Raw genomic sequence first — 25505 nt, forward strand, 5'->3', positions numbered from 1 at the left:
TCCCGCCATGTCCGAGAACCCCGCCCAGCCCCTGATCGACCGACGCCGCCTCCTGTTCGGCGCCGGCGCGCTCGGTGCCGGTGCCGCGCTCGCGGCCTGCACGAGCAACAGCCCTGCCGAGAGCGCGACGACCGCCGCGGCGGCAGCCACCACGTCCGCGGCCGCGGCCGGAACCCCCGTCACGATCGGGTTCTCGGCGCCGGCGGCCGACCACGGCTGGATCGCCGCGATCACGACGAACGCGAAGAGCCAGGCCGCCACGTTCGGCGACGTGACGCTCGAGGCGGTCGAGGGCAGCAACGACGTCAACCAGCAGATCAGCCAGGTCCAGACCCTCATCGACAAGAAGGTCGACGCGCTGGTGATCCTGCCGTTCGACGGCAACGCCCTCACCGAGATCGGCATCACGGCGATGGAGGCCGGGATCCCGGTCATCAACCTGGACCGGATCTTCGCCTCGCCGCGCGGTTCCCGGACGTGGATCGGCGGGGACAACTACGGCATGGGTGTTGCCGCCGGCCGCTACATCGGCGAGCAGCTCAAGGCCAAGGGCGTCAGCAACCCCGTGATCGGGGAGATCCAGGGTATCGCGAACCTCCAGCTGACCCAGGAGCGTTCCAAGGGCTTCGCGGACGCGCTGGGAACGTTCGGGTTCAAGGTCTCGCGCCAGGTCTCGGCCGAGTTCACCGTCGAGTCCGGGCAGAAGGTGACCGCCGACCTGCTCCAGGCGGCCCCGAAGCTGGACGCCGTGTGGAACCACGACGACGACCAGGGCATCGGTGTGCTCGCGGCGATCGACCAGGCCGGCCGCAAGGAGTTCTTCATGGTCGGCGGCGCCGGCTCGCGCAACGCCATGGACCTCATCAAGGCCGACTCCGGCGTGCTCAAGTGCACCGTGACGTACCCGCCGACGATGGCGTCCTCGGCGATCAACCTGGCGCGTCTCGTGGCCCAGGGCAACGGTATGGGCGACCTCGTGGAGAACGAGATCCCCGCATCCATCACGCTCGCCAGCGCCACCGTGACGAAGGAGAACGTGGACAAGTACCTCCCCCTCGGCTTCGCGTCGTGAGCGCGCCGCCTTCCCGGCTCGGGGTGGCGCTCGTCGGCTACGCCTTCATGGGGGCCGCGCACTCCCAGGCCTGGCGCACCGCGGGCCGGTTCTTCGACCTGCCCTACGAGGTGGACCGGCGCGTGCTGTGCGGCCGGGACCGGGAGGCCGCCACCGCGGCGGCCTCCCGGCTCGGGTGGACGGAGGTCGTCACCGACTGGCGCGCCCTCCTGGACCGGGACGACGTCCAGCTCGTCGACATCTGCACCCCGGGGGACAGCCACGCCGAGATCGCGGTGGCCGCGCTCGAGGCCGGCAAGCACGTGCTCTGCGAGAAGCCGCTCGCGAACACCGTCGCCGAGGCGGAGCGGATGGCCGCGACCGCGGCGCGGGCCGCCGGCCGCGGGGTGCGGTCCATGGTGGGCTTCAACTACCGGCGGGTGCCGGCCCTCGCCCTGGCCCGGAAGCTGGTCGCGGCCGGCAGGCTCGGCGAGATCCGGCACGTGCGCGCGCAGTACCTGCAGGACTGGATCGTCGACCCGACGTTCCCGCTGGTGTGGCGTCTCCAGAAGGAACGCGCCGGCTCGGGCGCGCTCGGCGACATCGGTGCGCACATCGTCGACGCGGCCCAGTTCGTCATCGGGCAGCGGATCCGGGGCGTCAACGCGATGACGGAGACGTTCGTCCGGCGGCGACCGCTGCCGACCGCCTCCGCCGGCCTGTCGGCGTCCGCCGGGTCCGACGCCACCGGCCCGGTCACCGTCGACGACGCCGCGCTGTTCCTCGCCCGCTTCGACGGCGGTGCGCTCGGCTCTTTCGAGGCCACCCGCTTCGCCACCGGCCGCAAGAACGCACTGCGGCTGGAGGTCAACGGCAGCAAGGGCTCGCTGGTGTTCGACTTCGACGCGATGAACGAGCTGCAGGTGTACGACGGCTCCGCGCCGGCCGACGAGGCGGGGTTCACCCGGATCCAGGTCACCGAGCCGACGCATCCGTACATGGCGGCCTGGTGGCCGCCCGGTCACCTCATCGGCTACGAGCACACGTTCACGCACGAGGTCGTCGACCTGCTGGGCGACATCGCCGCCGGCCGTGACCCGGAGCCGTCGTTCGCCGACGGGCTCCAGGTGCAGCGCGTGCTCGCCGCGGTCGAGGAGTCCGCGGCGGACGAGGGTCGGTGGACCGGGTGCGGCGACGACCCCGCAGCGGGCACCGCAGCGACGAACAGGAGGTTGTGAGATGGCTCGACCTGTCACGCTCTTCACCGGCCAGTGGGCGGACCTGCCCTTCGAGGAGGTGGCCCGGCTCGCCTCCGGATGGGGGTACGACGGGCTCGAGATCGCCTGCTGGGGCGACCATCTGGACGTCGTCCGGGCCACCGAGGACGACGCCTACGTCCGGAGCCGGCGCGACGTGCTCGAGCGTCACGGGCTGCGGACGTGGGCGATCTCCAACCACCTGGCCGGTCAGCTCGTCTGCGACGACCCGATCGACGAGCGGCACCGGGGCATCGTCTCCGCCCGGATCTGGGGCGACGGCGACCCCGAGTGCGTGCGCGGGCGCGCCGCCCGGGAGATGGAGGCCACCGCGCACGCGGCGAAGGCGCTCGGCGTCGACGTCGTGGTGGGCTTCACGGGCTCCAGCATCTGGAAGGCCGTCGCGATGTTCCCGCCCGCGACCCAGGAGTTCGTCGACCGCGGGTACACCGACTTCGCCGACCGGTGGAACCCGGTCCTCGACGCGTTCGACGCGGCCGGGGTCCGGTTCGCCCACGAGGTGCACCCGTCGGAGATCGCCTACGACTACTGGACGACGGTCCGCACCCTGGAGGCGATCGGGCACCGCCCGGCGTTCGGCCTCAACTGGGACCCCAGCCACTTCGTCTGGCAGGACCTCGACCCGGTGGGCTTCCTGTGGGACTTCCGCGACCGGATCTACCACGTGGACTGCAAGGACGCGAAGCGCCAGGTCGGCAACGGGCGCAACGGCCGGATGGGGTCGCACCTCGCCTGGGCGGACCCCCGCCGCGGCTGGGACTTCGTGTCCACCGGTCACGGCGACGTGCCGTGGGAGGCGTGCTTCCGGATGCTCAACACGATCGGGTACACCGGCCCGATCTCGGTCGAGTGGGAGGACGCCGGGATGGACCGGCTCGTCGGCGCCCCCGAGGCGCTGGAGTTCGTCCGCCGGCTCGCGTTCGACCCGCCGTCCGCCGCGTTCGACGCCGCCTTCTCCTCCGAGTAGCCGGCTCCCGGCGGCTCCTCGCAGGGCCGTGGTCGGGGGTCGCCGTGAGGCGGCCCCCGACCACCGTCAGGTCCGCTGCGCGTCCGGGGTCATCCCCACTGCTGCTCCGACATCGGCCGCAGCGCGCTCTCGAGGATGCGCATGTGCCGCGGGCGCGTGAGCACGAAGACGATGAGCTCGGCGACGTCGTCCGCGCGCATCATGTCCTCGACCTGGGTGCTGCCGTGCTGACGACCCCGCCCGTCCCCCATGGCGAAGTTCGTCCAGACGCCGCCCGGGCAGATGTTCGTCGCTCGGATCCCGTGCTCGCGCAGCTCCCCGTCGAGCGCCCGGGTCAGCCCCACCTGGGCGAACTTGGTCGCGCAGTAGACCGCTTCGCCAGGGAACCCTCGCCGGCCCGCCTCGCTCGTCACGGTGACGAGGTCTCCGCGGCCGCGCTCCAGCAGGAAGGGGACCGCCGCTCGGTAGAGGTTGATCGTGCCCGTCACGTTCGTGGCGACCATCTCGGTGTCGTGACGCCGCGGGACGTCGAGGAAGCCGCCGTACGAGCCCACCCCGGCGTTCGCCACGGCGATGTCGAGGCCCCCGAACTCGGCGGCGGCAGCGCCCACGGCGGCGTCCACCGCCGCGGAGTCCGTGACGTCGACGGCCAGCCGGAGCGCACCCGGCAGGTCCGGCCCGCCGCCGCTGCGGCTGAGGAGGGCGACCCGGGCACCACGGGCGGCGAGCGCGTGCGCGAGAGCCTCCCCGATGCCCGAGCTCGCTCCGCTGATCACCGCGGCCCTCCCGGTGAGGTCCTCGGCCGGGTACGTGCCGTTCGGGTAGGGGGTGGGTGCGCTTGGCTGGGACATCGTCATCCTCCGGTCGGAACGTGACCCCGGCGCACCCGCGCCGGGGCGTCGGGCTACTTGAGCGCCCCCGCCGTCGCGCCGGCGGCGACGTACTTCTGCGCCACGAGAAGCAGGACGACGGCAGGCAGGGACGCGAGGACGGCGGTCGCCATGACGGCGCTCCAGTCCTGCACGTACGACCCGATGTACTGGTAGAGCCCCAGGGTCACGGGCCGCACGTCGTCCGTCGTGGTGAGCGTCAGTGCGAAGAGGAAGTCGCTCCACGTGAAGAGGAACGTGAACAGCCCCGCCGTGACGAGCGCGTTGCGGCTCATCGGGACGACGACGGACCAGAACGTCCTCAGCTCGCCCGCGCCGTCCACCCGTGCGGCCTCGACGACCTCGCCCGGCACCGTGGCCATGAAGGCCCGCAGCACGAGCACGGCGAACGGGATCCCGGCGCTGGAGTCGGCGAGCACCAGCCCGGGCAACGAGTTCAGCAGGCCCAGGTCGCTGTAGACGCCGTAGAGCGCGTTGGCCACGACGATGCCGGGCACCATCTGGCTGACGAGGATCCCCAGCAGGAACGCGTCGGTGAACCGCAGCCGGAACTGGGCGAGGGCGTACGCGGCGGGCGTCGCCAGGACGAGGCTCACGACGACGCTGCCGAGCGACACCACCAGGCTGGTCAGCAGGTGCGGGCCCTGGTCCCGCAGCGCCTTGGCGTAGCCGGACACGTCCGGGTGCAGGGGCAGCCACGGGCTCGCGACGGCACCGCCGCCACCGGGCTGCAGCGACACGTTGAGCATCCAGTAGACCGGGAAGAGCATCACCGAGACGAGCAGCACCGCCACGGCGGTCGACCCCCAGCCGCCACGGCCCCGGCCCACGGAGGATGCGGACGTCGTCGGCGTCGTCGCGGTCGTCGTGGTGGTCGTCATCGCGGTCGCCATGGCGTCAGCCCTCCGCCCGCTGCCGGCTCAGGCGCAGGTAGAGCAGCGCGAAGAGGAGCGACACGACGATGAGCAGGTTCCCCGTCGCGGCCCCCTGCCCGAAGTCGAACTCGACGAAGGACAGCTGGTAGGCCTGCGTGGCCAGGGTCTGCGTCGCGTTGGCCGGCCCGCCCTTGGTCAGGCCGAGGATGATGTCCAGGACCTTGAGCGTGTAGACCACGCCGAGCACGAGCACGACGTTGACGACCGGGCGCAGCAGCGGCCAGGTGATGTGACGGAACGCCCGCCACCCGGTCGCGCCGTCCAGCGCGGCGGCCTCGTAGAGCTCGTCGGGGATGTCCTGCAGGCCGCCGTAGAGGATCGTGGCGTTGAACGGGATGCCGATCCAGATGTTCACCATGACGACCGCGGCGAGCGCGAGGGTGGTGCTGGTCAGCCAGCCGGGGCGGGCGTCGGTCAGCGGCGTGGCCCGGAGCACCCGGTTCAGCGCCCCGTTGTCCTGGTCGAGGATCCATTTCCACACCGCGCCGGACACGATGAGCGGTATGAGCCACGGCAGCAGCAGCAGGGAGCGGAGCATCCCGGCGCCCGGGAACGTGCGCCGGAAGAACACCGCGAGCGCCAGGCCGATCGTGAACTGCCCGAGGATCGAGCCCGCGGTGAACAGGAGGGTGTTGACGAGCGACTTGCCGAAGATCGGCGAGCCCATGACCTGCTCGTAGTTCGCCAGGCCCACCCAGGGCGCCTCGCCGGTGAAGAACGTGCGCGTCGTGTACTCCTGGAAGCCCATGACGAGGTTCTTCACGAGCGGGTACCCGTAGAAGGCCAGCATGTACAGCGCGGCGGGCGCGACGAACAGCACCCGCCCCAGGTGCTGCGCCCTGCGACCGGTCCTGAGGGGCGGCCGGTGGGCGGGGGCCGTTCTCCCGCCCACCGGCGTCTCCAGCGCGTTCATGCCCGGGCCGTCAGCCCGCCTGTGCCTGCTGCAGCGCCGACAGCGGAGCCTCGCCGCTCGTCATCGCCGCCTGCATCGCGGTGTAGATCTTCGTCGCGGCCTTCGGCCAGTCCGGGCCGAGCTGGCCGGTCCGGGAGCGGGCCGTCTGCACCGCGTCGGTGAAGCCCTTCATCTTCGGGTTCTGCGCCACGAACTCGGCGAGCAGGCTCGTCTTGGTGGGCACGGTCTGCCGGGCCTTGGCGAGCGCGAGCTGGTTGGCGTCGGAGTTGAGGCACGCCACGACCTTGGCGGCCGCCGCCTGACGGGCCTTGTCACCCGTCTGCGGCACGGTCCAGGTCTCGCCGCCGAGCGGCGCGACCGACGTCATCCCGGCCTTGGGCACGGGGATCGGCACGACGTCGTAGTTCAGGCCGGCCACCGAGTCGAGCACCGGGAACTGCCACGGCCCGTTGACCATCATGGCGGCCTTGCCGGCCTTGAACTGGTCGTTCACGTCGGCCTGGGACCACGTGACGACCGACTTGGAGGCGGACCCGTCCTTGACGAGGTCGACCCACAGCTGGAGGGCGTCCGCGGTCTGCTGGGTCGCGATGTCCTTCTCCTCACCGCCGTTCGACCACATGAAGGGCAGGAACTGCCAAGTCCCCTCGAAGGTGTTGATCGCGGAGAACGCGACGCCGTAGCGGTCGCCCTTCGTGAGCTGCTTCGAGGCCGCCTCGAGCTCCTCCCACGTCGTCGGGACGCTCACGCCCGCCTCGGCGAGGATGTCCTTGTTGTAGATGAGGGCGATCGTGTTGGTCACCGGCTGCAGCCCGTACAGCTTGCCCTCGTAGGTCGAGGCGTCCACGACACCCTGCTGGTAGCCGTCGGCCTTCAGCCCGAAGTCGTCCAGCGGGGCGAGCGCGCCGGAGGCCGCGATCTGCTGCAGGTCGGGGTTGTCGAGCATGAGGACGTCGGGGAGCGTCTTCGACGAGCTCTGCTGGAGCACCTTGGCGATGAGCTTGTCGCCGGGCACCGCCTCGCGCTCGATCTTCACGCCGATCTGGGTGCCGCAGGCCTCCACGGTCTGCTGGACGACGGTGTTGTCGGGTTCGTTGGCGTAGTAGTCCAGGACGCGCAGGGCGGTCACCGCCGCCCCGCCGCTGCTGCCGCCGGCCGGGGCGTCACTGCCTCCCCCGCAGGCCGACAGCGCCAGCGGCACCGCGCAGGCACCGGCGAGGACCTGCCGGACGCGGACGCGCTTTCGAGGTGTGGGCATCTGGGTGTTCCTCTCGTGAGTGCCGTCTCGCGACGGCGGTGGGGGAGCGAGCCGGGCGGGCCGGCGGTGGGGCGCGGCGGCCGGGGCGCTCATCGCCCCAGCCACCCGCCGTCCACGGGGAGCACGACCCCGTGGACGTAGTCGGAGGCGGCCGACGCGAGGAAGACGGTCGCGCCGGCGAGGTCTGCGGGGGTGCCCCAGCGCCCGGCCGGGATCCGGTCGAGGATCGACCGGGCGCGGGCCGGGTCGTCCCGCAGGGCCCGGGTGTTGTCGGTCGCGACGTACCCGGGGGCGACGGCGTTGACGTTGACGCCGTGCGGTGCCCACTCGTTCGCGAGCGCCTTGGTCAGCCCGGCGAGCGCGGACTTGGCCGCGGTGTACGCCGCGACGTTCAGCCCGCCCTGGAAGCTGAGCAGCGAGGCGGTGAAGAGCACCTTGCCGCGGCCCCGGCGCACCATCTCCCGGCCGACCCGTCGGGTGAGGACGAACTGGCTGGACAGGTCGACCTCGAGCACGCGGTCCCACATCTCGTCGGTGTGGTCGACGGCCGGGGCCCGTTCGATCGTCCCGGCGTTGTTGACGAGCACGTCGACGGGGCGGTCCCCGGCGCAGAGCGTCTCGGCGAGGTCGGCCACGGCTGCCCGGTCCGCGAGGTCGACCTGGTAGCCGGTGAAGGTCCGGCCGAGCGCCTCGACCGCGCGCCCGACGTCGCTGCCCTGCGGCTCGAGGTGGGCCGAGACCCCCACGACGTCGGCGCCGGCCGCGGCGAGGGCCGTGGCCATGGCGAGCCCGAGCCCGCGGCGCGCGCCCGTGACGACGGCCAGCCGACCGGTGAGGTCGAAGGGGTTCGTGGTCGGCTCAGCCATCGGACCCGCACCTCACGAGGACCTTGAGCTCCCCGCCCGCATCGAGCCGGGCGAAGGCGTCCGGCGCCTCCTCCAGGGGCACGACCCGGGTGACCAGTCGGTCGGCGGGGACGACGCCGTCGGCGACGAGCCCGACGGCACGTTCGACGTCCGCCCGCTCGTACACCCGCGCGCCGAGCAGGGTGAGCTCGCGCCAGAACACCCGGAACAGGTCCACGGGCCGCGGCTGCGGGTGGATGCCCACGACGACCAGCCGGCCGCGGACCGCGAGGGACTGCACCGCGTCGTCGAGACCGGGGCCCGAGCCCGAGACCTCGAACGCCAGGTCCGCCCCCGCACCCGCCGACCACTGCGCGACGACCTCCGGGACGGACGCCGCCCCCGGGTCGACGACCTGCAGACCGAGCGCCTGCGCCTGGTGACGGCGGACGGCGTCCACCTCGGCGACGAGGGGCTCGGCGCCCGCGGCCCTGGCGACGAGCGCGACGAGCAGACCCACCGGCCCGGCTCCGACGACGAGGGCGCGCTCCCCAGGCCGCGGCGCGGCGCGCCGGACGTCGTGGACGGCGACGGCGGTCGGCTCGACGAGCGCGGCGGCCCGCAGCGCGAGGCCGTCCGGCAGCCGGACGAGCAGCTCGGCGGGCACCGTCCAGCGCTCCTGGAGAGAGCCCGGGGAGTCGATCCCGACGAAGTCGAGCCGTTGGCAGACATGGCTGAACCCGCGGCGGCAGGCGGGACAGCTGCCGCACCAGCGCAGCGGCATCACCGTGACGGGGTCGCCCGTCGCCCACCCGGCGACACCGGTCCCGACCGACCGGACCCGGCCGGACATCTCGTGCCCGAGGACGGCGGGGGTCGTGACCCTGGCGTCCATCTCGCCGTGGAGCACGTGCAGGTCGGTCCCGCAGATCCCGGTGTAGGCCACGTCGACCGTGACCTGCCCGGGGCCGGGCGGGCGGTCCTCGACGTCCGCGACCTCGAGGGCACCGGCTCCGGTGTAGTGCACGGCGCGCATCACGAGCACCTCCGTCCTGGGGCCGTGACGAGGGGGCGGGTGTACGTGGCGACCGCGTTGCCCCGCAGGACGAGGTCGCGCTCCGCGGCGTCGAGGTCGTCGACCGCCTGCAGCACGACGTCGAGCCAGTGGTCGTACGTGGTCGCGAGCGTCAGCACCGGCCAGTCGCTGCCGAACAGGCAGCGCCCGGGGCCGAAGACGTCGAGCGCGTGACGGAGGAAGGGCAGCAGGTCGGACGCCGCCCGGTGGTCCGGGTCGGCCTCCGTCGCGAGACCGGAGAGCTTGCACCGCACGTTCGGCAGGGCCGCCAGCCGCCGCAGGTCATCCGCCCACGGGCCGTAGGTGTCCGCGCTGATCCGCGGTTTGCCCAGGTGGTCGAGCACGAACTCGACGGCCGGCAGGCGCCGGACCAGGTCGACCGCCTCCGGCAGCTGCCGGCTGCGCACGCACAGGTCGAACGGCAGCCCGCGCGCACCGATCGCCGCGACCCCGGCGACGACCTCCGGCCGGGCCAGGAAGCCCGGCGGTTCGTCCTGGAGCAGCCGACGGGCCCCGGCGAGGCCGTCCAGGCCCGCCAGGTCGTCCAGCGCCGCGGCGGTGGTGGCAGGACCGGTGCCGGGCCCGAACGGGACGTGCGCCACGGCACCGACGACGGGCAGCTCCGGGGTCGACGCCGCGAGCACCCACCGCGCCTCGGCGAGCGCCTGCCGGGGCAGCCGGTCGGCCTCGACGACGACGACCCCGGCCGGCGGGGCACCGGCGGACCGGGCGGCGGCGAGCAGGTCGGGGGCGTGGAACGGCCGGTCCAGCCCAGCGGTGCCGGTGAGCCACGGGTACGTGAGGAGCCCGGGGTCCCACAGGTGGACGTGCGCGTCGACGTAGCCGGGGCGCGCGCCGTCCCGGGCGCCGCGCCCCGGGGGGCCGGTCGGGGCGGCGCTCACGACGTCCGGTCCGGGACGAGGCGGTGACCGGCACGGGCCGGCCGGACGTGCGGGCCGGACGGGCGCGGCCCTTCACCGGCGGCGACGGCCGCCACGGCGGCCTCGTCGACGACGATCCCGAGGCCCGGGCTGTCGCCGAGGACGAAGGCGCCGTCCTCGACCCGGACGTCGACGAGCAGCCCGACCGGCGGCACGAGGTCCTGCAGCTCGCTGGCGATGTGGTTCGGCACCGCGGTGGCGGCGTGCAGCAGACCCGTCGGCGTCGTCCCGATCGGGCTCACCGGCAGGTCGTGCGCCTGTGCGAGGGCCGCGACGCGCAGGAAGTGCGTGACGCCCCAGACCGCCGCGGTCTGCACGATGTCGACGGCCCCGGCCGCGAGCAGCGGGCGGAACTGCTCGAGCCCGGTGAGGTTCTCGCCGGTCGCGACCGACGCCCTGATCCCGCGCCCGACGGTGGCCAGCCCTTCGGCGTCCCAGCGCCGTACGGGCTCCTCCACCCAGATGAGGTCGAGCGTGCGCTCGAGCTCGTGGACGTGCCGCACGGCCTGCTTGCGCGTCCAGGACTCGTTGGCGTCGAGCATGAGCCCGGGGCGCGCGCCGCCGGACGCGTCCGCGAGCACGTCGCGGACGAGGCCGAGCCGGCGCCGGTCCTCGTCGACGTCGAGGCCGCCCTTGAGCTTGGCGGCCCGGACGCCCCGCTCCGCGTACGCCCGGTAGACCTCGACGAGGGCGTCGTCCGGCAGCCCCATGTCGAGGCCGGACGCGTAGGCGGTGACGGTGCGGTCCCGACCACCGAGCAGGCGCCACAGCGGCTCGCCGGCGAGCTGGGCCTTGATGTCCCACAGGGCCGTGTCGAGGGCGCCGATCGTGCCGAAGACCGCTCCGGCGTGCCCGGCCTTGAAGGTGCGGCGCAGCATCCGGTCGTAGAGCGCCGTGACGCAGCGCGGGTCCTCGCCCTCGATCGCCGCGAACACGCCGTCGAGCTCGACGTGCGGGCCGAGCCCGACCCCGGTGACGCCCTCGTCGGTGTCGACGAGCACGAGCGGCACCGGGACGAGGCCGTCGGCGAACGCCCCGTTGGCGTCCCCGACGGGACGGCCCCAGCGCTGGAGCGTCGTCAGGGCCCGGTAGCCCGTGACCCGCATGGCGTCCCTCCTGCTCCGTCGACGTCGTGCCCGGATGCCGGCGACGGCGCGCCGCCGACATCGGCGGTAAACGTAAGTCGTATGACGAATGATGTCAACGCCCGGGGTGGCTATACTCGGCGCGACCGGACTCGGGTGTCCGGCGGCACGACCGGAGGGACCATGACGGCATCGGACCAGGCACCCGCGACCGCGGGCGCCGCGCCGCCGTGGGCCCGCCGTCCGGCGAACCTCGCCAGCGCGGTGGCCGCGGAGCTCGTCGCCAGGATCGTCGGCGGCGCGCACCCGCCGGGCTCACCGCTGCCGACCGAACCCGTGCTGTGCGAGACGTTCTCGGTGAGCCGCACCGTCGTCCGCGAGGCGGTGAAGATGCTGCAGGAGAAAGGCCTGGTCCAGGTCCGTCAGGGGTCCGGGACGACCGTGACCCAGCCTGCGCTGTGGAACCTCCTCGACGAGCTGGTGCTCGCGGCGACGATCGGCCAGGAGGACGGGCTGGCGGCGCTGGACGACCTCGTGGTCACCCGGCGGCTGCTGGAGTCCGACATGGCGTTCGTGGCCGCGCGTCTGGCCGACGACGACGTCGTCGACCGGCTGCGGGCCCTCGTCGACCGGATGGACGAGCTGGTCGACGACCACGTGGCCTACGCCGAGCACGACCGCGCCTTCCACGACCTGGTGATGCAGACGTCCGGCAACCGGATCGCCCGGGCGGTCGTGCGCGCGCTGGAGAGCCAGGTCGTCAACACCGTGCGCTACATGGGCCACCCGTACCGCGAGCAGTGCGTCGCCTCGAACCGCGGCCACCGCCGGATCTACGAGACCATCGCCGCCCACCGGTCGGAGCAGGCGTCCGAGGCGATGTTCACCCACATCACCGAGGCCTGGCTCGTCCGGCGCGAAGGCCGCGGGGACGCGACCAGGCTGGCCCGCTGAGGCGGACGGCGGCCGCGCGGGCCGACACCTTGTGCCGGGCCGGTCGGGGGCACAGGCTGGGCGCATGGAGACCGTCTCGTTCACCGCCATGGCCGACGGCACGCAGGAGGACTACGCCCTGCTCAAGAAGCACGAGGACGGCTTCGTCGCCGCCCTGCCGGACCGGTTGCTCGAAGCCCTCGACGCGCTGAGGTCCTCGCTCGGCGGGTACCGGATCACCCGGCTCGAGCACTCGCTGCAGGCGGCGACGCGGGCCGAGCGCGACGGCCGCGACGAGGAGTACGTCGTCGCCGCGCTCCTGCACGACATCGGCGACGACCTCGCGCCGTACACCCACGGCGAGCTCGCCGCGGCCGTGCTGAAGCCGTACGTCCGCCCCGAGCTGACCTGGGTCGTCAAGCACCACGGGGTGTTCCAGCTCTTCTACTACGGCCACCACGTCGGGGCCGACCGGAACGCCCGCGACCGGTTCCGGGACTCGCCGCACTTCGACGCGTGCGCCGAGTTCTGCGAGAAGTACGACCAGAACTGCTTCGACCCGGACTACGACACGCTGCCCGTCGAGCACTTCGAGCCGGTGCTGCGACGCGTCGTCGCCGCGCCGCGCTACCTGCAGGAGGGCATCAGCTGACGGCGTCGGCCGTCCGGGCCCCGGAAGGGCCCGTCGGGGCGGCCGACCGCGACCTGGGGTGTACGCCTGACCGGCGGGAACGGCCGCGACCTGCTCAAGCCCTTGCACGACCTCGCCGATCCCTCTACGGTGCCGGGTCTGGCGAGCACGACGAGGCGGCGACAGCCCCGGCGCACCGTCCACGCGGACGCCGCGCCGCTCGCTGCCGCCGCGTTCCTGTTCTCCTCGGCCGCTCTGATCTACCTCTCCCTCGCGGTCCCCGACTACATCCGCCGTGACTGGGCCCTGGCCTTCGGCCTGACGGGCGTGCCGTGCATCGTCCTGGGCGCGCTGCTCGTGCGCCGTGGTCGCCTCGGCCGCGCGGGGATGGTCGGCATCGTGCTGTTCGGCGACATCGCGATCGTCCTGTCCGGCTACGCGTCGACCGACCGCAACGGCACGACCGCCGGCGCCCTGCTGAGCCTGCCGACGCTGTTCACCGGCACGTTCCTCCCACCGCGGTGGCTCAAGGTCCAGATCGCGATCGCCACGGGCAGTGCCTGGGCGATCAACGCGCTGGTCCCCGCCCGGCCCGAGGTCCACCTCATCCGCACGGCCGTCCTGGTCGTCGCGTGCTCGTGCCCCGCCGTCATCGTGGTCCTGCTACGCCGGCAGCTGGACCGGGCCGTCGTCACCGATCCCCTGACCGGGCTGCTCAACCGGCGGGGGCTGGACGCCGCCTTCCCGTCGGCCGTGGCCCGGGCGCGCAGGGCGGGCATGCCCGTCACCGTCCTGCTGGCCGACGTCGACCACTTCAAACGCATCAACGACGAGCTCGGGCACCTGGCCGGTGACGAGGTGCTCCGCTCGGTGGCAGCGGCGACGGCCGCTGCCGTACGGGCCGAGGACGTCGTCGTCCGCTTCGGGGGCGAGGAGCTGGCCGTCGTCCTCGTCGCCCCCGTGGAACAGGTACGGGCGGCTGCCGAGCGCGTCCGGCGCACGGTCGAGCAGGCGGACGCCCTGCGCCCGGTGACCGTGAGCATCGGGGCGGCCTGGGCCGCCCCCGACCTCGACGACCACGAGCTGCTCGACACGCTGGTCCGTCTGGCGGACGCCCGCATGTACGAGGCGAAGCGGGCCGGCCGCAACCGGACCGTCCTGCCCGGGCCCGGCGGCACCGACGCCGGGGCCGAGGTCTCCGGGTAGCCGCCCGCCCGTCGCCCGGGGTCTCCCGCGCGCCGACAGGCGGCCCTACCATCCCCTCGTGGAGCGGCGACCTCAGCATGCGCGTCCGGGCTGCACCGTCGGGGCCGGGGGCCGGCGGTGAACCCGGCCTCCTGGGTGGAGCGGCACGCCCGGCAGCGGCCGGACCGCCCGGCGCTCGCCGAGGGCGAGCAGGTGCACTCCACGTGGGCCGGCTGGGCGTCGACCGTGGCCGCCGTCGCCGGCGGTCTGCGGACCGGGTTCGGCCTCGCGCCCGGCGACCGGGTCGCCATCGTCATGCGCAACCGGCCGGAGTACCTCGAGGCGCTGTTCGCCGTCTGGCACGCGGGTCTGGCCGCCGTGCCGGTCAACGCCCGGCTCCACCGCGACGAGCTCGCGTACATCCTCGGGCACAGCGCCGCGGCCGTCGTGCTGACCGACGAGGAGCACGCGGACGACGTCCGCTCGCTGGTCGGTGAGGTCGCGTCCCTGCGGGCGGGGGTGGTGGCCCCCGGCGAGGCATGGACCCGGCTCACCGCCGCGTCCGCGGTCCCGCCGGCGACGCTGCGGCCGCAGGACCCGGCGTGGCTCTTCTACACCAGCGGCACCACCGGGCGGCCCAAGGGAGCCACGCTCACGGCGCGCAACCTGCTCATGGCCTCCCTCAGCTACTTCGCCGACATCGACCCCGTCTCGGCGCAGGACGCCGTCCTGCACGCGGCGCCGCTGTCGCACGGCTCCGGCCTGTACGGCCTGCCGCACGTGGCCCGGGGCGCCGTGAGCGTCGTCCCGAGGTCGGGCGGCGTCGACGGCGCGGAGATCGCGGCCCTGCTGCAGCGCTGGCCGGGCACGTCGTTCTTCGCCGCCCCGACGATGGTCAAGCGGCTGGCCGGCGACCCGGCCGTGGCCGCCGTCGCCCGGGACCACCTCAAGACGATCATCTACGGCGGGGCGCCGATGTACCTGGCCGACCTCGAGGACGCCCTGGAGGTCTTCGGCCCGCGGCTGGCCCAGATCTACGGGCAGGGCGAGACCCCGATGACGATCACCGCGCTCTCGAAGGCCGACCACGCCGACCGGGAGGACCCGCGCTGGCGCACGCGGATGCAGAGCGTCGGCACCCCGCGCACCGACGTCGAGGTCCGGGTCGTCGACGACGAGGACCGTGAGCTGCCTGCCGGCGAGCCCGGCGAGATCGTCGTCCGCGGCGACGTCGTCATGGCCGGCTACTGGGAGGACCCCGCGGCGACGGCCGAGACGCTGCGGGGCGGCTGGTTGCACACCGGGGACGTCGGCAGCTTCGACGCCGACGGTTACCTCACCCTGCGCGACCGGTCCAAGGACCTCATCATCAGCGGCGGCATGAACATCTACCCGCGCGAGGTCGAGGAGGCGCTGCTCACCCACCCGGGCGTGCGCGCGGCCGCGGTCGTCGGCCGGCCGGACCCCGAGTGGGGCGAGGCCGTCGTCGCCTTCGTCGTGAGCGACGGCGGCGCCGCGCCGCCGCCCGCCGACCTCGACCGGACCTGCCTGGACCGGATCGCCCGCTACAAGCGCCCCAAGGAGTACCGCTTCGTCGACGCCCTCCCGACGAACAACTACGGCAAGGTGGTCAAACGGGAGCTGCGGCAGCAGCTCCGGGACGAGGCCGGCGGCGCTTTCCTCAACGGTTGAACAACGCTGCCGCGGGCCGTTCCGCTGCACCGGGCGCGCTGTTAATGTCCCCGGCAGCAGGCCAGGTCGCCGGGCGTCGCGCCCGTGGCAGCACCGGGCCGTGAGATCCCGTACAGCGCCGTCCGGAGGTCGTCATGAAGCTCGCCCTGTACCTGCCCAACTTCCGCGACAAGGTCACGGTCTCCGAGCTCGAGGACCTGACCGCCCTCGCCGAGGAGCTCGACTTCGACTCCGTCTGGACCCTCGACCGGATCGTCGTCCCGGAGGCCTCGGACCGCGGGGAGCTGCAGTTCCCGTTCGGGATGATGACCGAGTTCCCCAAGGCCCTGCCGGTGTCCTCGCGCGGCGAGTGGTACCAGGGCTGGCCGCTGATCCCCTGGCTGGCGGCGAAGACGTCGAAGGTGCGGATCGGCATGAGCATCATCGACACGCCCTACCGCGCCCCCGGCGTCCTCGCGGCCGAGCTCGCGACCGTCGACCACCTGTCGAACGGGCGGCTCAACGTCGGGATCGGCTCCGGCTGGATGCCCGAGGAGTTCGCGGCGTCCAGCGCCGCGCACCTGTTCCCCCGCCGGCACGCGCACGTGCGGGAGACCATCGAGATCATGCAGGGCATCTGGGGCAACGACCTCTTCGAGTACCACGGCGAGTTCGCCGACTTCGAGCGCTGCGGCTTCGGCGCCAAGCCGTTGCAGGACCCGCACCCGCCGATCTACTTCAGCGGGCTCAAGGACCCCAAGCGCTCGGCGGCCCGGATCGCCAAGTACGACCTGGCGGGCTGGATCGGCATCCAGGACACGCCCGAGGAGCTCGCGAACTGGCGGACGGCGATCCACCGCGAGCTCGAGGACATCGGCAGCGCACGGTCGGTCGAGGACCTCGACATCTGCAGCATGATCTGGTTCGTCATCACCGACACCGAGACCGACCAGACCCCGGCCGGCAAGGGCACGAACCTGCTCGCCGGCACCGCGGCGCAGATCACCGACACCCTCAAGCGCTACAAGGAGGCGGGCCTGACGATGCCGCTGCTGTGGCCGCCGTTCCAGGACGTGCCCGTCTCCAAGACGCTCGACGACCTCAAGCGCCTCACCGAGGAGATCATGCCGAAGGTCGAGGCGAGCTGACCCGCACCGGGCCACGCGCGTGACGGATGCCCTGCCCCTGCTGGGGTTCGGGCTCCCCGTCGCGGGCAGCTGGGCGACCCCGGCCACGATCGGCCGGGTCGCCCGGCGGGCCGAGGCGCTCGGGTACGCGGCGCTGTGGACCTTCCAGCGTCTGCTCCGCCCGGACGACGCGGACCTCGAGCCGGCGCACCGCGCCGTGCTCGACCCCGTCGTCGCGCTGACGCTCGCGGCCGCGCGGACGACGCGGATCGGGCTCGGGACGGCGACGATCTGCGCGCCGTTCACACCGCCGGTCGTGCTGGCCAAGACGCTGACGTCGCTCGACGTCGTGTCCGGCGGCCGGCTCACCGCAGGGCTCGGGATCGGTTGGCTGCCGCAGGAGTACGCCGCGGCCGGCGTGCCGTTCGAGCGCCGCGGCGCGCGGATGGAGGAGTACCTGCGCTGCCTCCTCGCGCTGTGGACGCAGGACCCGGTGGAGTTCTCCGGGGAGTTCTACACGGTCCCCCGCTCGCGCACGGGACCGCCGCCGGTGCAGCGCCCGCACCCGCCGGTGCTGCTCGGTGGCACCGCGGCGCCGGCGCTGCGCCGCGCGGGCCGGCTCGCCCAGGGCTGGATCGGCAGCAGCCGGCACGACCCCGCCACGATCGCGGACTGCGTCGCGGCCGTCCGCGACGGCGCGCGCGAGGCGGGCCGGGACCCGGGCGCGGTGCGGATCGTCGTGCGCGGCGTCGTCGACCTCGTCGACCGCGACCCCGGCGGCACCCGCCGACCGCTGCAGGGGACGCGCGAGCAGGTGCTCGACGACCTCGCCGCCCTGCGCGCGCGGGGCGTCACCGAGGTCTTCCTCGACCTCAACCTCTCGCCCCGGGTCAGCGCCGCGGACGCCGACGAGCACGCGTCGCTCGACCACGCCGAGCACGTGCTCGACGTGTTCGCCCCGGTCCGCCGTCCGCAGTAGACCGAGCCGAGACGTCGCGGGCCTCAGCCCGCCGGCAGCGTGAGGGTGACCGTCGTCCCGACGCCGACGACGCTGTCGATCCCGAGCCGGCCGCCCATCGTCGTCGTGAGGCCGTGGGCGAGCGAGAGCCCGAGCCCGATCCCGCCGTCCGCGGCCAGCTCGCTGCCGAGCCGGTCGAACGGGACGAAGAGCCGTTCGCGCAGCTCCTCGGGGATGCCGCGGCCGGTGTCCTCGACCCGAAGGACGACGCACCCCGCGTCGTCCGGCCCGGCGGCCATGAGCGTCACCGCTCCGCCCGCCCGGTTGTAGCGGATCCCGTTCGACACCAGGTTGATGAGCACCTGGCGGAGCCGGCGTTCGTCCGCGCGGGCGTGCCCGCGCGGGCCCGGCCCGACGACGAGCGTGACGGTGGCCGCCGCGGCGACCGGGGCGAGCAGCTCGACCACCTCGTGGAACAGCCGTCCCACGTCGACCCGGACCTGTTCCACGGGCAGCGCACCGGCCTCGATCCGGGAGATGTCGAGGACGTCGTCGACGAGCGCGGTGACGTGCGCGGACGCCCCCTCGATGTGCTCGAGCGCGGCGGCCCGCCGCTCCGGCGGCAGGTCCAGGGTGCGCAGCAGCTCGGTGAAGCCGCGGATGGCCTGCAGCGGCGTGCGGATCTCGTGGCTCATCGCGGAGAGGAAGTCCGTCTTGGCCCGGCTGGCCGCCTCGGCGACGCTGCGGGCCACCTCGGCCTCACGGCGGCCGCGGCGCTCGGCCTCGGCGATCTCCCGCTGGGTGACGTCGAGGAGGTTGAGGCTCACCAGCCGCGGGGCACCGTCCGCCGCCCGGACCGCGGACGCCGTGACCGCCAGCCGCAGCACGCTCCCGTCCGGACGGCGGGCCAGCGCCTCGAGGTGCACGCTCCCCTGCGTGGCCGCCGCGACGATCCCGGCGACCGGGGCCGCCGCACCGGGCTCGCCCGCGGGGACGGGCGACACGACGTCCGCGAGCGCCGTGCCGAGCAGCTCGCCCTCGGTGCGGCCCAGCATCCTGGCGAGCGCGGCGTTGACCTTGACGAAGCGGCCGTCGAGGTCGCTGAGCGCCATCCCGACGGCGTTGTCCTCGAACGCGTGCCGGAACCGTTCCTCGCTCTCCGCGAGCGCGCCGAACAGGCCGGCGTGGTCGATGGCGACGGACGCGAGGTGGGTGAGCCGTTCGACGAGGAGCTCCTCGCGCGGCCCCGGCCGGTGCGGCTGCCCGGTGTAGACGGCGAACGTGCCGACGATGCCCGAGCGGGCCCGGATCGGTGTCGACCAGCACGAACGCAGCCCGTGCGGGCGCGCGGCCTCGCGGTAGCGCTGCCAGCGCGGGTCGGTGAGGACGTCCTCGGCGACGACGGGGTGCCCCAGGTGGGCCGCGGTCCCGCAGGACCCGGCGTCGGCGCCGATGCCCAGGCCGTCGATGGCCGCGACGTACTGCGCCGGCAGGCTCGGGGCGGCGCCGTGCCGCAGCGTCCGGGTCGCCGGGTCGAGCAGCAGGACGGAGCAGCGCGCGCCGTCGAGCAGGTCCTCGAGCGCGGTGACGACCGCCGACAGCACCTCGGCCAGGGCCGCGCCGCCGGCCATGAGCTCGAGGACCCGGGTCTGGGAGTCGAGCAGGCGCAGCGTGTCGTCCCGCGCCAGCCCGCCCGGCGCGGCGGCGGTGACGCGCACGGTCTCCGCGGGCGTCACCGTCAGGGCTCCGCCCGGTAGCCGACCCCGCGGACCGTGCGCAGCCAGCGGGGTCTGGACGGGTCGGGCTCGACCTTCGACCGGATCCGGTGGACGTGCTCGGTCACCGTCGCCTCGCCCTGCCAGCCCGCGTCGCTGGCCCAGACCCGGGTCAGCAGCTGGGCCCGGGTGAAGACCTCCCGGGGGTGCGCGACGAGGAAGGCGAGCAGGTCGAACTCACGGGCGGTCAGCTCGACGGCCCGGCCGTCGACGAAGACCTCACGGCTCTGGACGTCGACCCGCAGCCCCACACCGGGATCCGGCGCGGGCACCGCCGCCGGTGCGGGGCGGGCGGCCCGGCGCAGCACCGACCGGACCCGGGCCGCGAGCTCGGCGGGCGAGAACGGCTTGACGAGGTAGTCGTCGGCCCCGAGGTCCAGCCCGATGATCCGGTCCGTCTCGCCGTTGCGCCCCGACAGGATGATGACGGGCGGGCCGCCGTCCTGCCCGGCACGGACCCGACGCAGGACGTCGAGGCCGCCCAGACGCGGCAGCGACAGGTCCAGGACGACGAGGTCGGGCCGGTCCGCGCCGAGACGCTCGAGCGCCGCGGCGCCGTCCGCCGCGCAGACCACGGCGTAGCCCTCGTCCTCGAGCTTCCAGGACAGGAGCGTGCGGATCCGCTCGTCGTCGTCCACGACGAGCACGCGGGTCGCGGCGGCCACCGGCACCTCCTCACCGTCGAGGCGTGCCCTGATCGTGCCGGGCCGGCGGCTCCGCGGCAATGGCCGGCCCGCGGCCGGGTGATCGAGATGCCCGTCCGTGCAGGCGCAGGAACGATCGGACCCTCGACGGGGACCGCCCCCGGGAGGAGGCTGCCGGACCATGACCACCTTCGCGCTCGTGCACGGCGCCGGCGGCAGCGGCTGGGACTGGCACCTCCTCGAGGCCGAGCTGCGGGCCCTGGGACACGACGCCGTGGCCCCGGACCTCCCGGCGGACGCCGCGACGGCGACGCTGAGCGACTACGCCGACGTCGTCGTCGACGCGGTACGCGACCGCGAGGACGTCGTCGTCGTCGGCCACTCCTTCGGGGCGTTCACGGCACCGCTCGTCGCGGCCGCGCTGCCGGTCCGGGGGCTCGTCCTGCTGGCCGGGATGGTGCCCGCGCCCGGTGAACCGCCCGACGACTGGTGGACGGCCACCGGCTGGGCGCACGCAGCCCGCGAGCAGGCAGCGGCCGACGGCGGCCTCACCGGGCACGAGGACCCGCGGGTCTGCTACTACCACGACGTCCCGCACGCCGTCGCGACCGAGGCGCTCGCTCGCGAGCGCGCGCACCCGTCGCCCGCCGCCTGCGCGCAGCCCTGGCCGCTCGACGCCTGGCCGGACGTGCCGACCCGGTTCGTGCTCTGCACGCAGGACCGCCTCTTCCCGGCGGCCTTCCAGCGTCGCGTCGTCCGCGAGCGGCTCGGCGTCGTCCCGGAGGAGCTCGACGCCGGGCACTGCGCGGCGCTCGCGCAGCCACGTCCGCTGGCCCGGCTGCTGGCCCGGTGACGCCGCGCCGGCCCGGCTACGCCGTGGACCCCGCCTGCTCCTGATCGAGGACGACGGCGCCGCCCGCACCGGGGTCGGCACCCGCGTCGTCACCCGCGTCGGCACCCACCGTCGCCGCCGGGCCGAGGATCCCGCGGAGCTGGTCGATCTGCGTCGCGATCTCGTCCCGCTGCCGGACCAGCGCCTCGACCTCGTCCTCGGCCGTACCGCGGACCGACCCGGCCTCGGTGTCGGCCTCGGTCGTCGTCCGGTCGGCGAGCGCACGGGCCTCGGCGAGGAGCTGGTCCGCCGTCTGCTGCGCGTCGGCGACGAGGGTCGTCGCGTACTCCTCGGCGTCCCGGCGGGCCTTCTCCGCCCGCGCGATCGCCGTCGCCTCCTCCTGCTCGGCCGTCTCCCGCCGCGCCGTCGCGTCCGCGAGCTGCCGGGTCGTCCCGGCGACGGACTGCTCCTGGCGCTCGCGTGCGAGCCGGTCGGCCTCCGCCTCGCGCGCGGCGAGGTCGGCCTCCAGGTCGGCGGTCGTCCGGGCCGCGTCGGCGAGGGTCTGCTCGTGGTGCGCGGTGGCGGCGGCCCGCAGCTCGGCGGCCTCCGCGGCGGCCGCGGTCCGCAGCGCGTCGACGTCGCGGCGTGCTGCCGCCCGCAGCTCGGCGACGTCGCGCTCGGCGGCGGCGCGCAGCGGGGCGAGCTCACGCTTCACCGCGGTCCGCAGCGCGGCTGCCTCTTGCTCCGCGGCGGACCGGAGCGCTGCCGCGTCCCGCTCGGCGCCCGCGAGAAGCCCGGCCGCCTCCCGGTTCGCAGCGGCGACGACCTGCTCGGCGTGCTCGGCGGCTGACCGGCGCAGCTGCTCGGCCTCCCGGTGGGCCGCGACCCTGAGGTCCGCGGACTCGCTGCGGGCCGTGTCGCGCAGGGCACGGGCCCGGACGGCGGCGTCCCCCTCGATCTGGGCGGCGTCCGCGGCAGCGAGCTGGACGACGTCCCAGGCCTGCTCCTGGGTCAGCCGCAGGAGCCGGTCCACCCCGGCGCCGAGGCCGCTGCTGCGCGAGACCCGCTGCACCTCGAGCACCTGGCCGCGGGCCTGGGCCACCTGGTCGGCGAGACCCTCGGCCCGGTGGTCGATCGCCTCGACCCGCGCCCGGGCGTCCGCGACGGCCGCCTCGAGACGGGCCACGGCGGCGTCCACCTCACCGCGGTCGTAGCCGCGGGGAACCGTCCGGAAGTCGGGCCTGCTGTCCGTTGCGTCCACGCCCGCGCACCTCGCAGATCGCTGCGCCCCCGGGGTCCGGCGGGGCGTCGTGTTAAGCATCCCACGGCAGGTGTCCCGGCAGGCCCCGATGCACAGGTCCGCCGCAGAGCGTCGCGCAGCCGCCACCACCAGCCGCCGCCACTACCATCTGTGCGGTCGTGTCCCCGGAACGAGCCCGGCTCCGCCGCCGGGACCTCGGAGGTGCCCTGTGCCGCATGTCGTCGACTTCAAGGCGGTCTCCACGGCCGGCCTGGAGTCCTCCCCCGTCGCGGACGCGCTCGCCGGGCTGCGGGCCAACGAGGCCCGGTACTTCAAGAACAAGTACGACCACGTCTTCACCGTCGAGGCCGCGGGTGACGCGGCGGAGACGGTCGCCTGGGTGCACGGCGTCCTCGAGACCGAGCGCGACATCGTCATCGCGTCGCGCCCGCTCGAGGCCTCCGCCTTCGTCACCGGCGGGACCCGCTTCGCGTACGTCTTCTACGAGTCGGGGCTCGCGGTCAACGTCATGTACGGGCTCGAGGACGGCGCCAAGCGCGCGGTCGGGTTCAAGCTGTCCGAGGGCATGCCGGTCCCCGACGAGCTCGCCTCCCGGTTCAAGTTCGCGACCCAGAGGTCCACGTTGGCCGGCACCATCCGCGGCTCGTTCTTCGTCATCAAGGGCGAGCACTGACGAGCGCGGTGCACGCGACCGCGAGGTTCAGCGAGCGCCGCGCGCCGGTGCCGGGGTGGACGCCCGCAGGACGAGGCGGGTCGGGATCGGCGTGTCCTCGGTCACCGTGAGCGGTTCCTCGACCGCCAGCAGCACCTTCTGCATGATGAGCCGGCCCAGCTGCTCGAAGTCCTGCCGCACGGTCGTCAGTGCCGGGTACAGGTACCCGGCCTCCGGCACGTCGTCGAACCCGACGACGGCGACGTCCTCCGGGACCGCGAGCCCACGCTCCCGCAACGCCGACAGCAGGCCGATGGCCATGTGGTCGTTGCCCACGAAGACCGCGTCCCCCGGCCCGAGCGGCTGCTGCAGGCCCAGGCGGTAGCCGCTCTCGGCGCTCCAGTCGCCGTGCTCGGGCTCGACCACCTCGAGGCGGCGGGAGCCGAGCTCGTCCCGCCAGCCGCGGACGCGCTCGATGGCGTCCAGCGCCGTGGGCGGGCCGGCCAGGTGCAGGATCCGCTCGTAGCCGAGCTCGGCGAGGTGACGCACGGCGGACCGCGCCCCCCGGTACTGGTCGATCGACACGACGAGCGGTCCGCGCCGGGCGGTGGACGCCGCCGCGACGAGCGGGACCGCCAGGTCGAGACCCTTGACGGCCTCGAGCACCGAGACGTCGGCCACGACGAGGACGAGGCCGTCGACCCGCTGGCGCAGCAGCCCGTCGATGACCTCGCGCACCGCCTGCGGGTCGTCCGGCGCGCTCACCGACTGCACGTGGTAGCGCGCGGCCCGGGCCGCGAAGCTGAAGTGCACGGCGATCGACGTCGGCCCGTAGTCGGACACCCCGGGCGTGACGAGCCCGATCGTCCGGGTGCGCCGGGTGACCAGGGCCCGCGCTGCCGGCGAGGGGCTGTACTGGAGCTGGGCGATGGCCTTCTGCACCCGGGCCCGCGTCGCCGGCCGGACGCTCGGATGGTCGTTGATGACACGCGAGACGGTCTGGTGCGACACGCCTGCGAGGCGCGCGACGTCGAAGATGTTGGCGTCGCGCTCCCGGCGTCCGGGCACCGCGGTCGCGTCGGGCTCAGCCATCGACCTCGTCGGCTCCCGTGACGAGCGCCGTCAACGAGTCGACCGTGAGGTCCTCCGCCGCCAGCGTCTCCAGCACCCGCCCACTCTGCAGGATCGCGACCCGGTTGCCGACCCGGAGCACCTCGTCGAGCTCGACCGAGATGAACATCACCGCGACCCCGTTGTCGGCCAGCTCGCGGACGAGGTTCTGCACCTCGACCTTGGAGCCGACGTCGATGCCGCGGGTGGGCTCGTCGAGGACGAGCACCCGGGGTGCGAGCGCGAGGAGCCTGGCCAGGAGGACCTTCTGCTGGTTGCCGCCGGAGAGCGTGCCGGCCGGACGGTCCAGGTCCGCGGGGCGGATCCCGAGCGCCTCGACCCAGCTGGCCGCGAGCTCGCGGCGCCGCTCCTCGGGCAGGCGGCGCAGCACGCCCTGCTCGGCCTGCAGCGCCAGGGTGATGTTGTCGAGCACGCTCAGGTCGCCGATGATCCCCTCGGTCCGACGGTTCTCCGAGGAGTAGACGACGCCCAGGGCCATCGCCTCGCGCGGCCCGGTGAAGGACCGTTCCTCCCCGCGGACCTGCAGGGTGCCGTCGAGCACCCGGTCGACGCCGGTCACCGCCCGCGCGAGCTCGGAGCGACCAGAGCCGAGGAGGCCGGCGACGCCGAGGACCTCCCCCGGCAGCAGGTCGAGGTCGGCACCGGCGACGCCCGGAACCACGAGGCCGCGGACGCTGAGCCAGGGCGGCTCCTGCGGGCCGGCCACCCGCAGGGCGGGCGCCATCCGCCGCGGGATGTGCCGGTCGCCGAGCATCGCCTGCACGAGGTCCCTGCGGAGCAGCTCGCGGGTCAGGTACTCCCCGACGAACCGGCCGTCGCGCAGGACGGTGACCCGGTCGCACAGGTCGTACACCTGCTCGAGGAAGTGCGACACGAACAGCACGGCCGCGCCGCGGGACCGGAACTGCCGCACGACCCGGAACAGCTCGGCGCACTCGTCGGCGTCCAGGCTCGACGTCGGCTCGTCGAGGACGAGCACCCGGACATCGGCGGAGACGGCCCGGGCGATCGCGACGAGCTGCTGGACGGCGAGGGAGTGCGTCCCGAGCCTCGACGTGACGTCGATCCCGACGCCCAGGGTGTCCAACGCCTCGCGGGCCCGCTCTCGCATGGCCCGCCAGTCGACGAGCCCGAACCGCCGCGGCTCCCTGCCGAGGCAGATGTTCTCCGCGACGGTGAGGTTCGGCAGCAGGTCGATCTCCTGGTACACCGCGGAGATGCCGGCCTGCTGCGCCTGCTGCGGGCTGCGGAACGTGCGGGGCCGGCCGTCGAGGGTCATGACGCCGGCCGCGAGCGGCAGCGCGCCCGTGACCGCCTTGACGAGCGTCGACTTGCCGGCCCCGTTCTCGCCCATGAGCGAGTGGATCTCGCCGGGCAGGAGCCGGAAGTCGACGTCCTGGAGGACCAGCTCGCCGCCGAGCGCCACGCAGGCGCCCGCCAGTTCCAGCAGGGGTTGCGCGGCCGCTGC

Annotated in this window: 24 protein-coding genes; 11 read left to right on the forward strand and 13 right to left on the reverse strand. The window is 74.3% G+C overall.

The genetic code is table 11. The features are described 5' to 3' along the window. Positions 1-7: 7 nt before the first annotated feature. The 3 genes from ECOMGDLI_RS23270 to ECOMGDLI_RS23280 are packed head-to-tail and all read left to right on the forward strand — an operon-like array spanning position 8 to position 3295. Positions 8-1072 carry a substrate-binding domain-containing protein gene (locus tag ECOMGDLI_RS23270; protein ID WP_088319231.1) on the forward strand — a complete coding sequence of 355 codons (1065 nt, stop codon included), beginning with the start codon at positions 8-10 and terminating at the stop codon, positions 1070-1072. Further along, positions 1069-2289: a Gfo/Idh/MocA family protein gene (locus ECOMGDLI_RS23275; RefSeq protein WP_088319232.1), complete on the forward strand. Its 1221-nt coding sequence runs from the start codon at positions 1069-1071 to the stop codon at positions 2287-2289. The genes ECOMGDLI_RS23270 and ECOMGDLI_RS23275 overlap by 4 nt, the downstream gene beginning before the upstream one ends. A 1-nt stretch (position 2290) precedes the next feature. Further along, positions 2291-3295, forward strand: coding sequence for a sugar phosphate isomerase/epimerase (locus tag ECOMGDLI_RS23280; RefSeq protein WP_088319233.1), 1005 nt, complete (start codon positions 2291-2293; stop codon positions 3293-3295). An 89-nt stretch (positions 3296-3384) separates the two neighbouring features. On the opposite strand, the gene ECOMGDLI_RS23285 is transcribed toward ECOMGDLI_RS23280, so the two are convergent. From ECOMGDLI_RS23285 to ECOMGDLI_RS23320, 8 genes are all read right to left on the reverse strand, one after another. After that, a complete protein-coding gene (locus tag ECOMGDLI_RS23285; protein ID WP_088319234.1) occupies positions 3385-4146 on the reverse strand; it encodes an SDR family oxidoreductase in 762 nt (253 codons plus the stop codon). Between the two features lie 53 nt (positions 4147-4199). Beyond that, entirely contained in the window at positions 4200-5066 is an 867-nt protein-coding gene (locus ECOMGDLI_RS23290) for a carbohydrate ABC transporter permease (RefSeq protein ID WP_088319301.1), read from the reverse strand. A 16-nt stretch (positions 5067-5082) separates the two neighbouring features. Then, entirely contained in the window at positions 5083-6033 is a 951-nt protein-coding gene (locus ECOMGDLI_RS23295) for a carbohydrate ABC transporter permease (protein ID WP_088319235.1), read from the reverse strand. Between the two features lie 10 nt (positions 6034-6043). Continuing rightward, positions 6044-7291 carry an ABC transporter substrate-binding protein gene (locus ECOMGDLI_RS23300; protein WP_088319236.1) on the reverse strand — a complete coding sequence of 416 codons (1248 nt, stop codon included), beginning with the start codon at positions 7289-7291 and terminating at the stop codon, positions 6044-6046. 89 nt (positions 7292-7380) lie between these two features. Next, positions 7381-8157 (reverse strand): SDR family oxidoreductase, encoded by a 777-nt coding sequence (locus ECOMGDLI_RS23305; RefSeq protein WP_088319237.1) that lies wholly within the window; start codon positions 8155-8157, stop codon positions 7381-7383. After that, entirely contained in the window at positions 8150-9175 is a 1026-nt protein-coding gene (locus ECOMGDLI_RS23310) for a zinc-binding dehydrogenase (protein WP_369812784.1), read from the reverse strand. The genes ECOMGDLI_RS23305 and ECOMGDLI_RS23310 overlap by 8 nt, the downstream gene beginning before the upstream one ends. Beyond that, entirely contained in the window at positions 9172-10113 is a 942-nt protein-coding gene (locus ECOMGDLI_RS23315) for an amidohydrolase (protein ID WP_088319238.1), read from the reverse strand. Before ECOMGDLI_RS23315 ends, ECOMGDLI_RS23310 begins: the two co-directional genes overlap by 4 nt. Beyond that, positions 10110-11258, reverse strand: a complete 1149-nt coding sequence (locus ECOMGDLI_RS23320; RefSeq protein ID WP_088319239.1) for a mandelate racemase/muconate lactonizing enzyme family protein — start codon at positions 11256-11258, stop codon at positions 10110-10112. The genes ECOMGDLI_RS23315 and ECOMGDLI_RS23320 overlap by 4 nt, the downstream gene beginning before the upstream one ends. A 162-nt stretch (positions 11259-11420) precedes the next feature. Between ECOMGDLI_RS23320 and ECOMGDLI_RS23325 the strand changes: the two genes are divergently transcribed. The 6 genes from ECOMGDLI_RS23325 (at position 11421) to ECOMGDLI_RS23350 (ending at position 17763) form a co-directional block, all read left to right on the forward strand. Then, complete coding sequence (locus ECOMGDLI_RS23325; protein WP_088319303.1) at positions 11421-12191, forward strand: FadR/GntR family transcriptional regulator; 771 nt, start codon at positions 11421-11423, stop codon at positions 12189-12191. Positions 12192-12255: 64 nt separating this feature from the next. Continuing rightward, positions 12256-12822: an HD domain-containing protein gene (locus tag ECOMGDLI_RS23330; protein ID WP_088319240.1), complete on the forward strand. Its 567-nt coding sequence runs from the start codon at positions 12256-12258 to the stop codon at positions 12820-12822. A 129-nt stretch (positions 12823-12951) separates the two neighbouring features. Next, entirely contained in the window at positions 12952-14007 is a 1056-nt protein-coding gene (locus ECOMGDLI_RS23335; RefSeq protein WP_088319241.1) for a GGDEF domain-containing protein, read from the forward strand. A gap of 117 nt (positions 14008-14124) precedes the next feature. After that, the gene (locus ECOMGDLI_RS23340; protein ID WP_088319242.1) at positions 14125-15678 is read left to right on the forward strand and encodes an AMP-binding protein; all 1554 of its coding nucleotides are present in this window, start codon (positions 14125-14127) and stop codon (positions 15676-15678) included. A gap of 134 nt (positions 15679-15812) precedes the next feature. Further along, positions 15813-16805 (forward strand): LLM class flavin-dependent oxidoreductase, encoded by a 993-nt coding sequence (locus ECOMGDLI_RS23345; protein WP_088319243.1) that lies wholly within the window; start codon positions 15813-15815, stop codon positions 16803-16805. A gap of 19 nt (positions 16806-16824) precedes the next feature. After that, on the forward strand, positions 16825-17763 hold the full coding sequence (locus ECOMGDLI_RS23350; RefSeq protein ID WP_088319244.1) for a TIGR03619 family F420-dependent LLM class oxidoreductase: 939 nt from the start codon (positions 16825-16827) through the stop codon (positions 17761-17763). Positions 17764-17786: 23 nt separating this feature from the next. Here the strand turns inward: ECOMGDLI_RS23350 and ECOMGDLI_RS23355 are convergent, their stop codons facing one another. Further along, entirely contained in the window at positions 17787-19478 is a 1692-nt protein-coding gene (locus ECOMGDLI_RS23355) for an ATP-binding protein (RefSeq protein WP_198955119.1), read from the reverse strand. 2 nt (positions 19479-19480) lie between these two features. Continuing rightward, entirely contained in the window at positions 19481-20182 is a 702-nt protein-coding gene (locus ECOMGDLI_RS23360; RefSeq protein ID WP_233153598.1) for a response regulator transcription factor, read from the reverse strand. Between the two features lie 160 nt (positions 20183-20342). Here ECOMGDLI_RS23360 and ECOMGDLI_RS23365 point away from each other — a divergent pair, with 160 nt between their 5' ends. Next, on the forward strand, positions 20343-21014 hold the full coding sequence (locus tag ECOMGDLI_RS23365; protein WP_088319246.1) for an alpha/beta fold hydrolase: 672 nt from the start codon (positions 20343-20345) through the stop codon (positions 21012-21014). Positions 21015-21030: 16 nt separating this feature from the next. Here the strand turns inward: ECOMGDLI_RS23365 and ECOMGDLI_RS23370 are convergent, their stop codons facing one another. Continuing rightward, entirely contained in the window at positions 21031-22254 is a 1224-nt protein-coding gene (locus ECOMGDLI_RS23370) for a DivIVA domain-containing protein (protein WP_088319247.1), read from the reverse strand. 208 nt (positions 22255-22462) lie between these two features. Here ECOMGDLI_RS23370 and ECOMGDLI_RS23375 point away from each other — a divergent pair, with 208 nt between their 5' ends. Further along, positions 22463-22927 carry a phage tail protein gene (locus ECOMGDLI_RS23375; RefSeq protein ID WP_088319248.1) on the forward strand — a complete coding sequence of 155 codons (465 nt, stop codon included), beginning with the start codon at positions 22463-22465 and terminating at the stop codon, positions 22925-22927. A gap of 27 nt (positions 22928-22954) precedes the next feature. Here the strand turns inward: ECOMGDLI_RS23375 and ECOMGDLI_RS23380 are convergent, their stop codons facing one another. Together ECOMGDLI_RS23380 and ECOMGDLI_RS23385 are read right to left on the reverse strand one after the other, a co-directional pair. Beyond that, a complete protein-coding gene (locus ECOMGDLI_RS23380; RefSeq protein ID WP_088319249.1) occupies positions 22955-23998 on the reverse strand; it encodes a LacI family DNA-binding transcriptional regulator in 1044 nt (347 codons plus the stop codon). After that, the gene (locus ECOMGDLI_RS23385; RefSeq protein WP_198955120.1) at positions 23991-25463 is read right to left on the reverse strand and encodes a sugar ABC transporter ATP-binding protein; all 1473 of its coding nucleotides are present in this window, start codon (positions 25461-25463) and stop codon (positions 23991-23993) included. Before ECOMGDLI_RS23385 ends, ECOMGDLI_RS23380 begins: the two co-directional genes overlap by 8 nt. Between the last annotated feature and the right edge of the window lie 42 nt (positions 25464-25505).

The organism is Kineosporia sp. R_H_3 (assembly GCF_002198675.1).
Classification (GTDB): domain Bacteria; phylum Actinomycetota; class Actinomycetes; order Actinomycetales; family Kineosporiaceae; genus R-H-3.

What these genes read in the sequence shown, in the direction of transcription:
- ECOMGDLI_RS23270 (WP_088319231.1), top strand. Translation starts at nt 8, where the DNA reads ATGTCCGAGAACCCCGCCCAGCCCCTGATCGACCGACGCCGCCTCCTG.
- ECOMGDLI_RS23280 (WP_088319233.1), top strand. Translation starts at nt 2,291, where the DNA reads ATGGCTCGACCTGTCACGCTCTTCACCGGCCAGTGGGCGGACCTGCCC.
- ECOMGDLI_RS23285 (WP_088319234.1), bottom strand. Translation starts at nt 4,146, where the DNA reads ATGTCCCAGCCAAGCGCACCCACCCCCTACCCGAACGGCACGTACCCG.
- ECOMGDLI_RS23290 (WP_088319301.1), bottom strand. Translation starts at nt 5,066, where the DNA reads ATGACGACCACCACGACGACCGCGACGACGCCGACGACGTCCGCATCC.
- ECOMGDLI_RS23295 (WP_088319235.1), bottom strand. Translation starts at nt 6,033, where the DNA reads ATGAACGCGCTGGAGACGCCGGTGGGCGGGAGAACGGCCCCCGCCCAC.
- ECOMGDLI_RS23300 (WP_088319236.1), bottom strand. Translation starts at nt 7,291, where the DNA reads ATGCCCACACCTCGAAAGCGCGTCCGCGTCCGGCAGGTCCTCGCCGGT.
- ECOMGDLI_RS23305 (WP_088319237.1), bottom strand. Translation starts at nt 8,157, where the DNA reads ATGGCTGAGCCGACCACGAACCCCTTCGACCTCACCGGTCGGCTGGCC.
- ECOMGDLI_RS23320 (WP_088319239.1), bottom strand. Translation starts at nt 11,258, where the DNA reads ATGCGGGTCACGGGCTACCGGGCCCTGACGACGCTCCAGCGCTGGGGC.
- ECOMGDLI_RS23325 (WP_088319303.1), top strand. Translation starts at nt 11,421, where the DNA reads ATGACGGCATCGGACCAGGCACCCGCGACCGCGGGCGCCGCGCCGCCG.
- ECOMGDLI_RS23330 (WP_088319240.1), top strand. Translation starts at nt 12,256, where the DNA reads ATGGAGACCGTCTCGTTCACCGCCATGGCCGACGGCACGCAGGAGGAC.
- ECOMGDLI_RS23345 (WP_088319243.1), top strand. Translation starts at nt 15,813, where the DNA reads ATGAAGCTCGCCCTGTACCTGCCCAACTTCCGCGACAAGGTCACGGTC.
- ECOMGDLI_RS23365 (WP_088319246.1), top strand. Translation starts at nt 20,343, where the DNA reads ATGACCACCTTCGCGCTCGTGCACGGCGCCGGCGGCAGCGGCTGGGAC.
- ECOMGDLI_RS23380 (WP_088319249.1), bottom strand. Translation starts at nt 23,998, where the DNA reads ATGGCTGAGCCCGACGCGACCGCGGTGCCCGGACGCCGGGAGCGCGAC.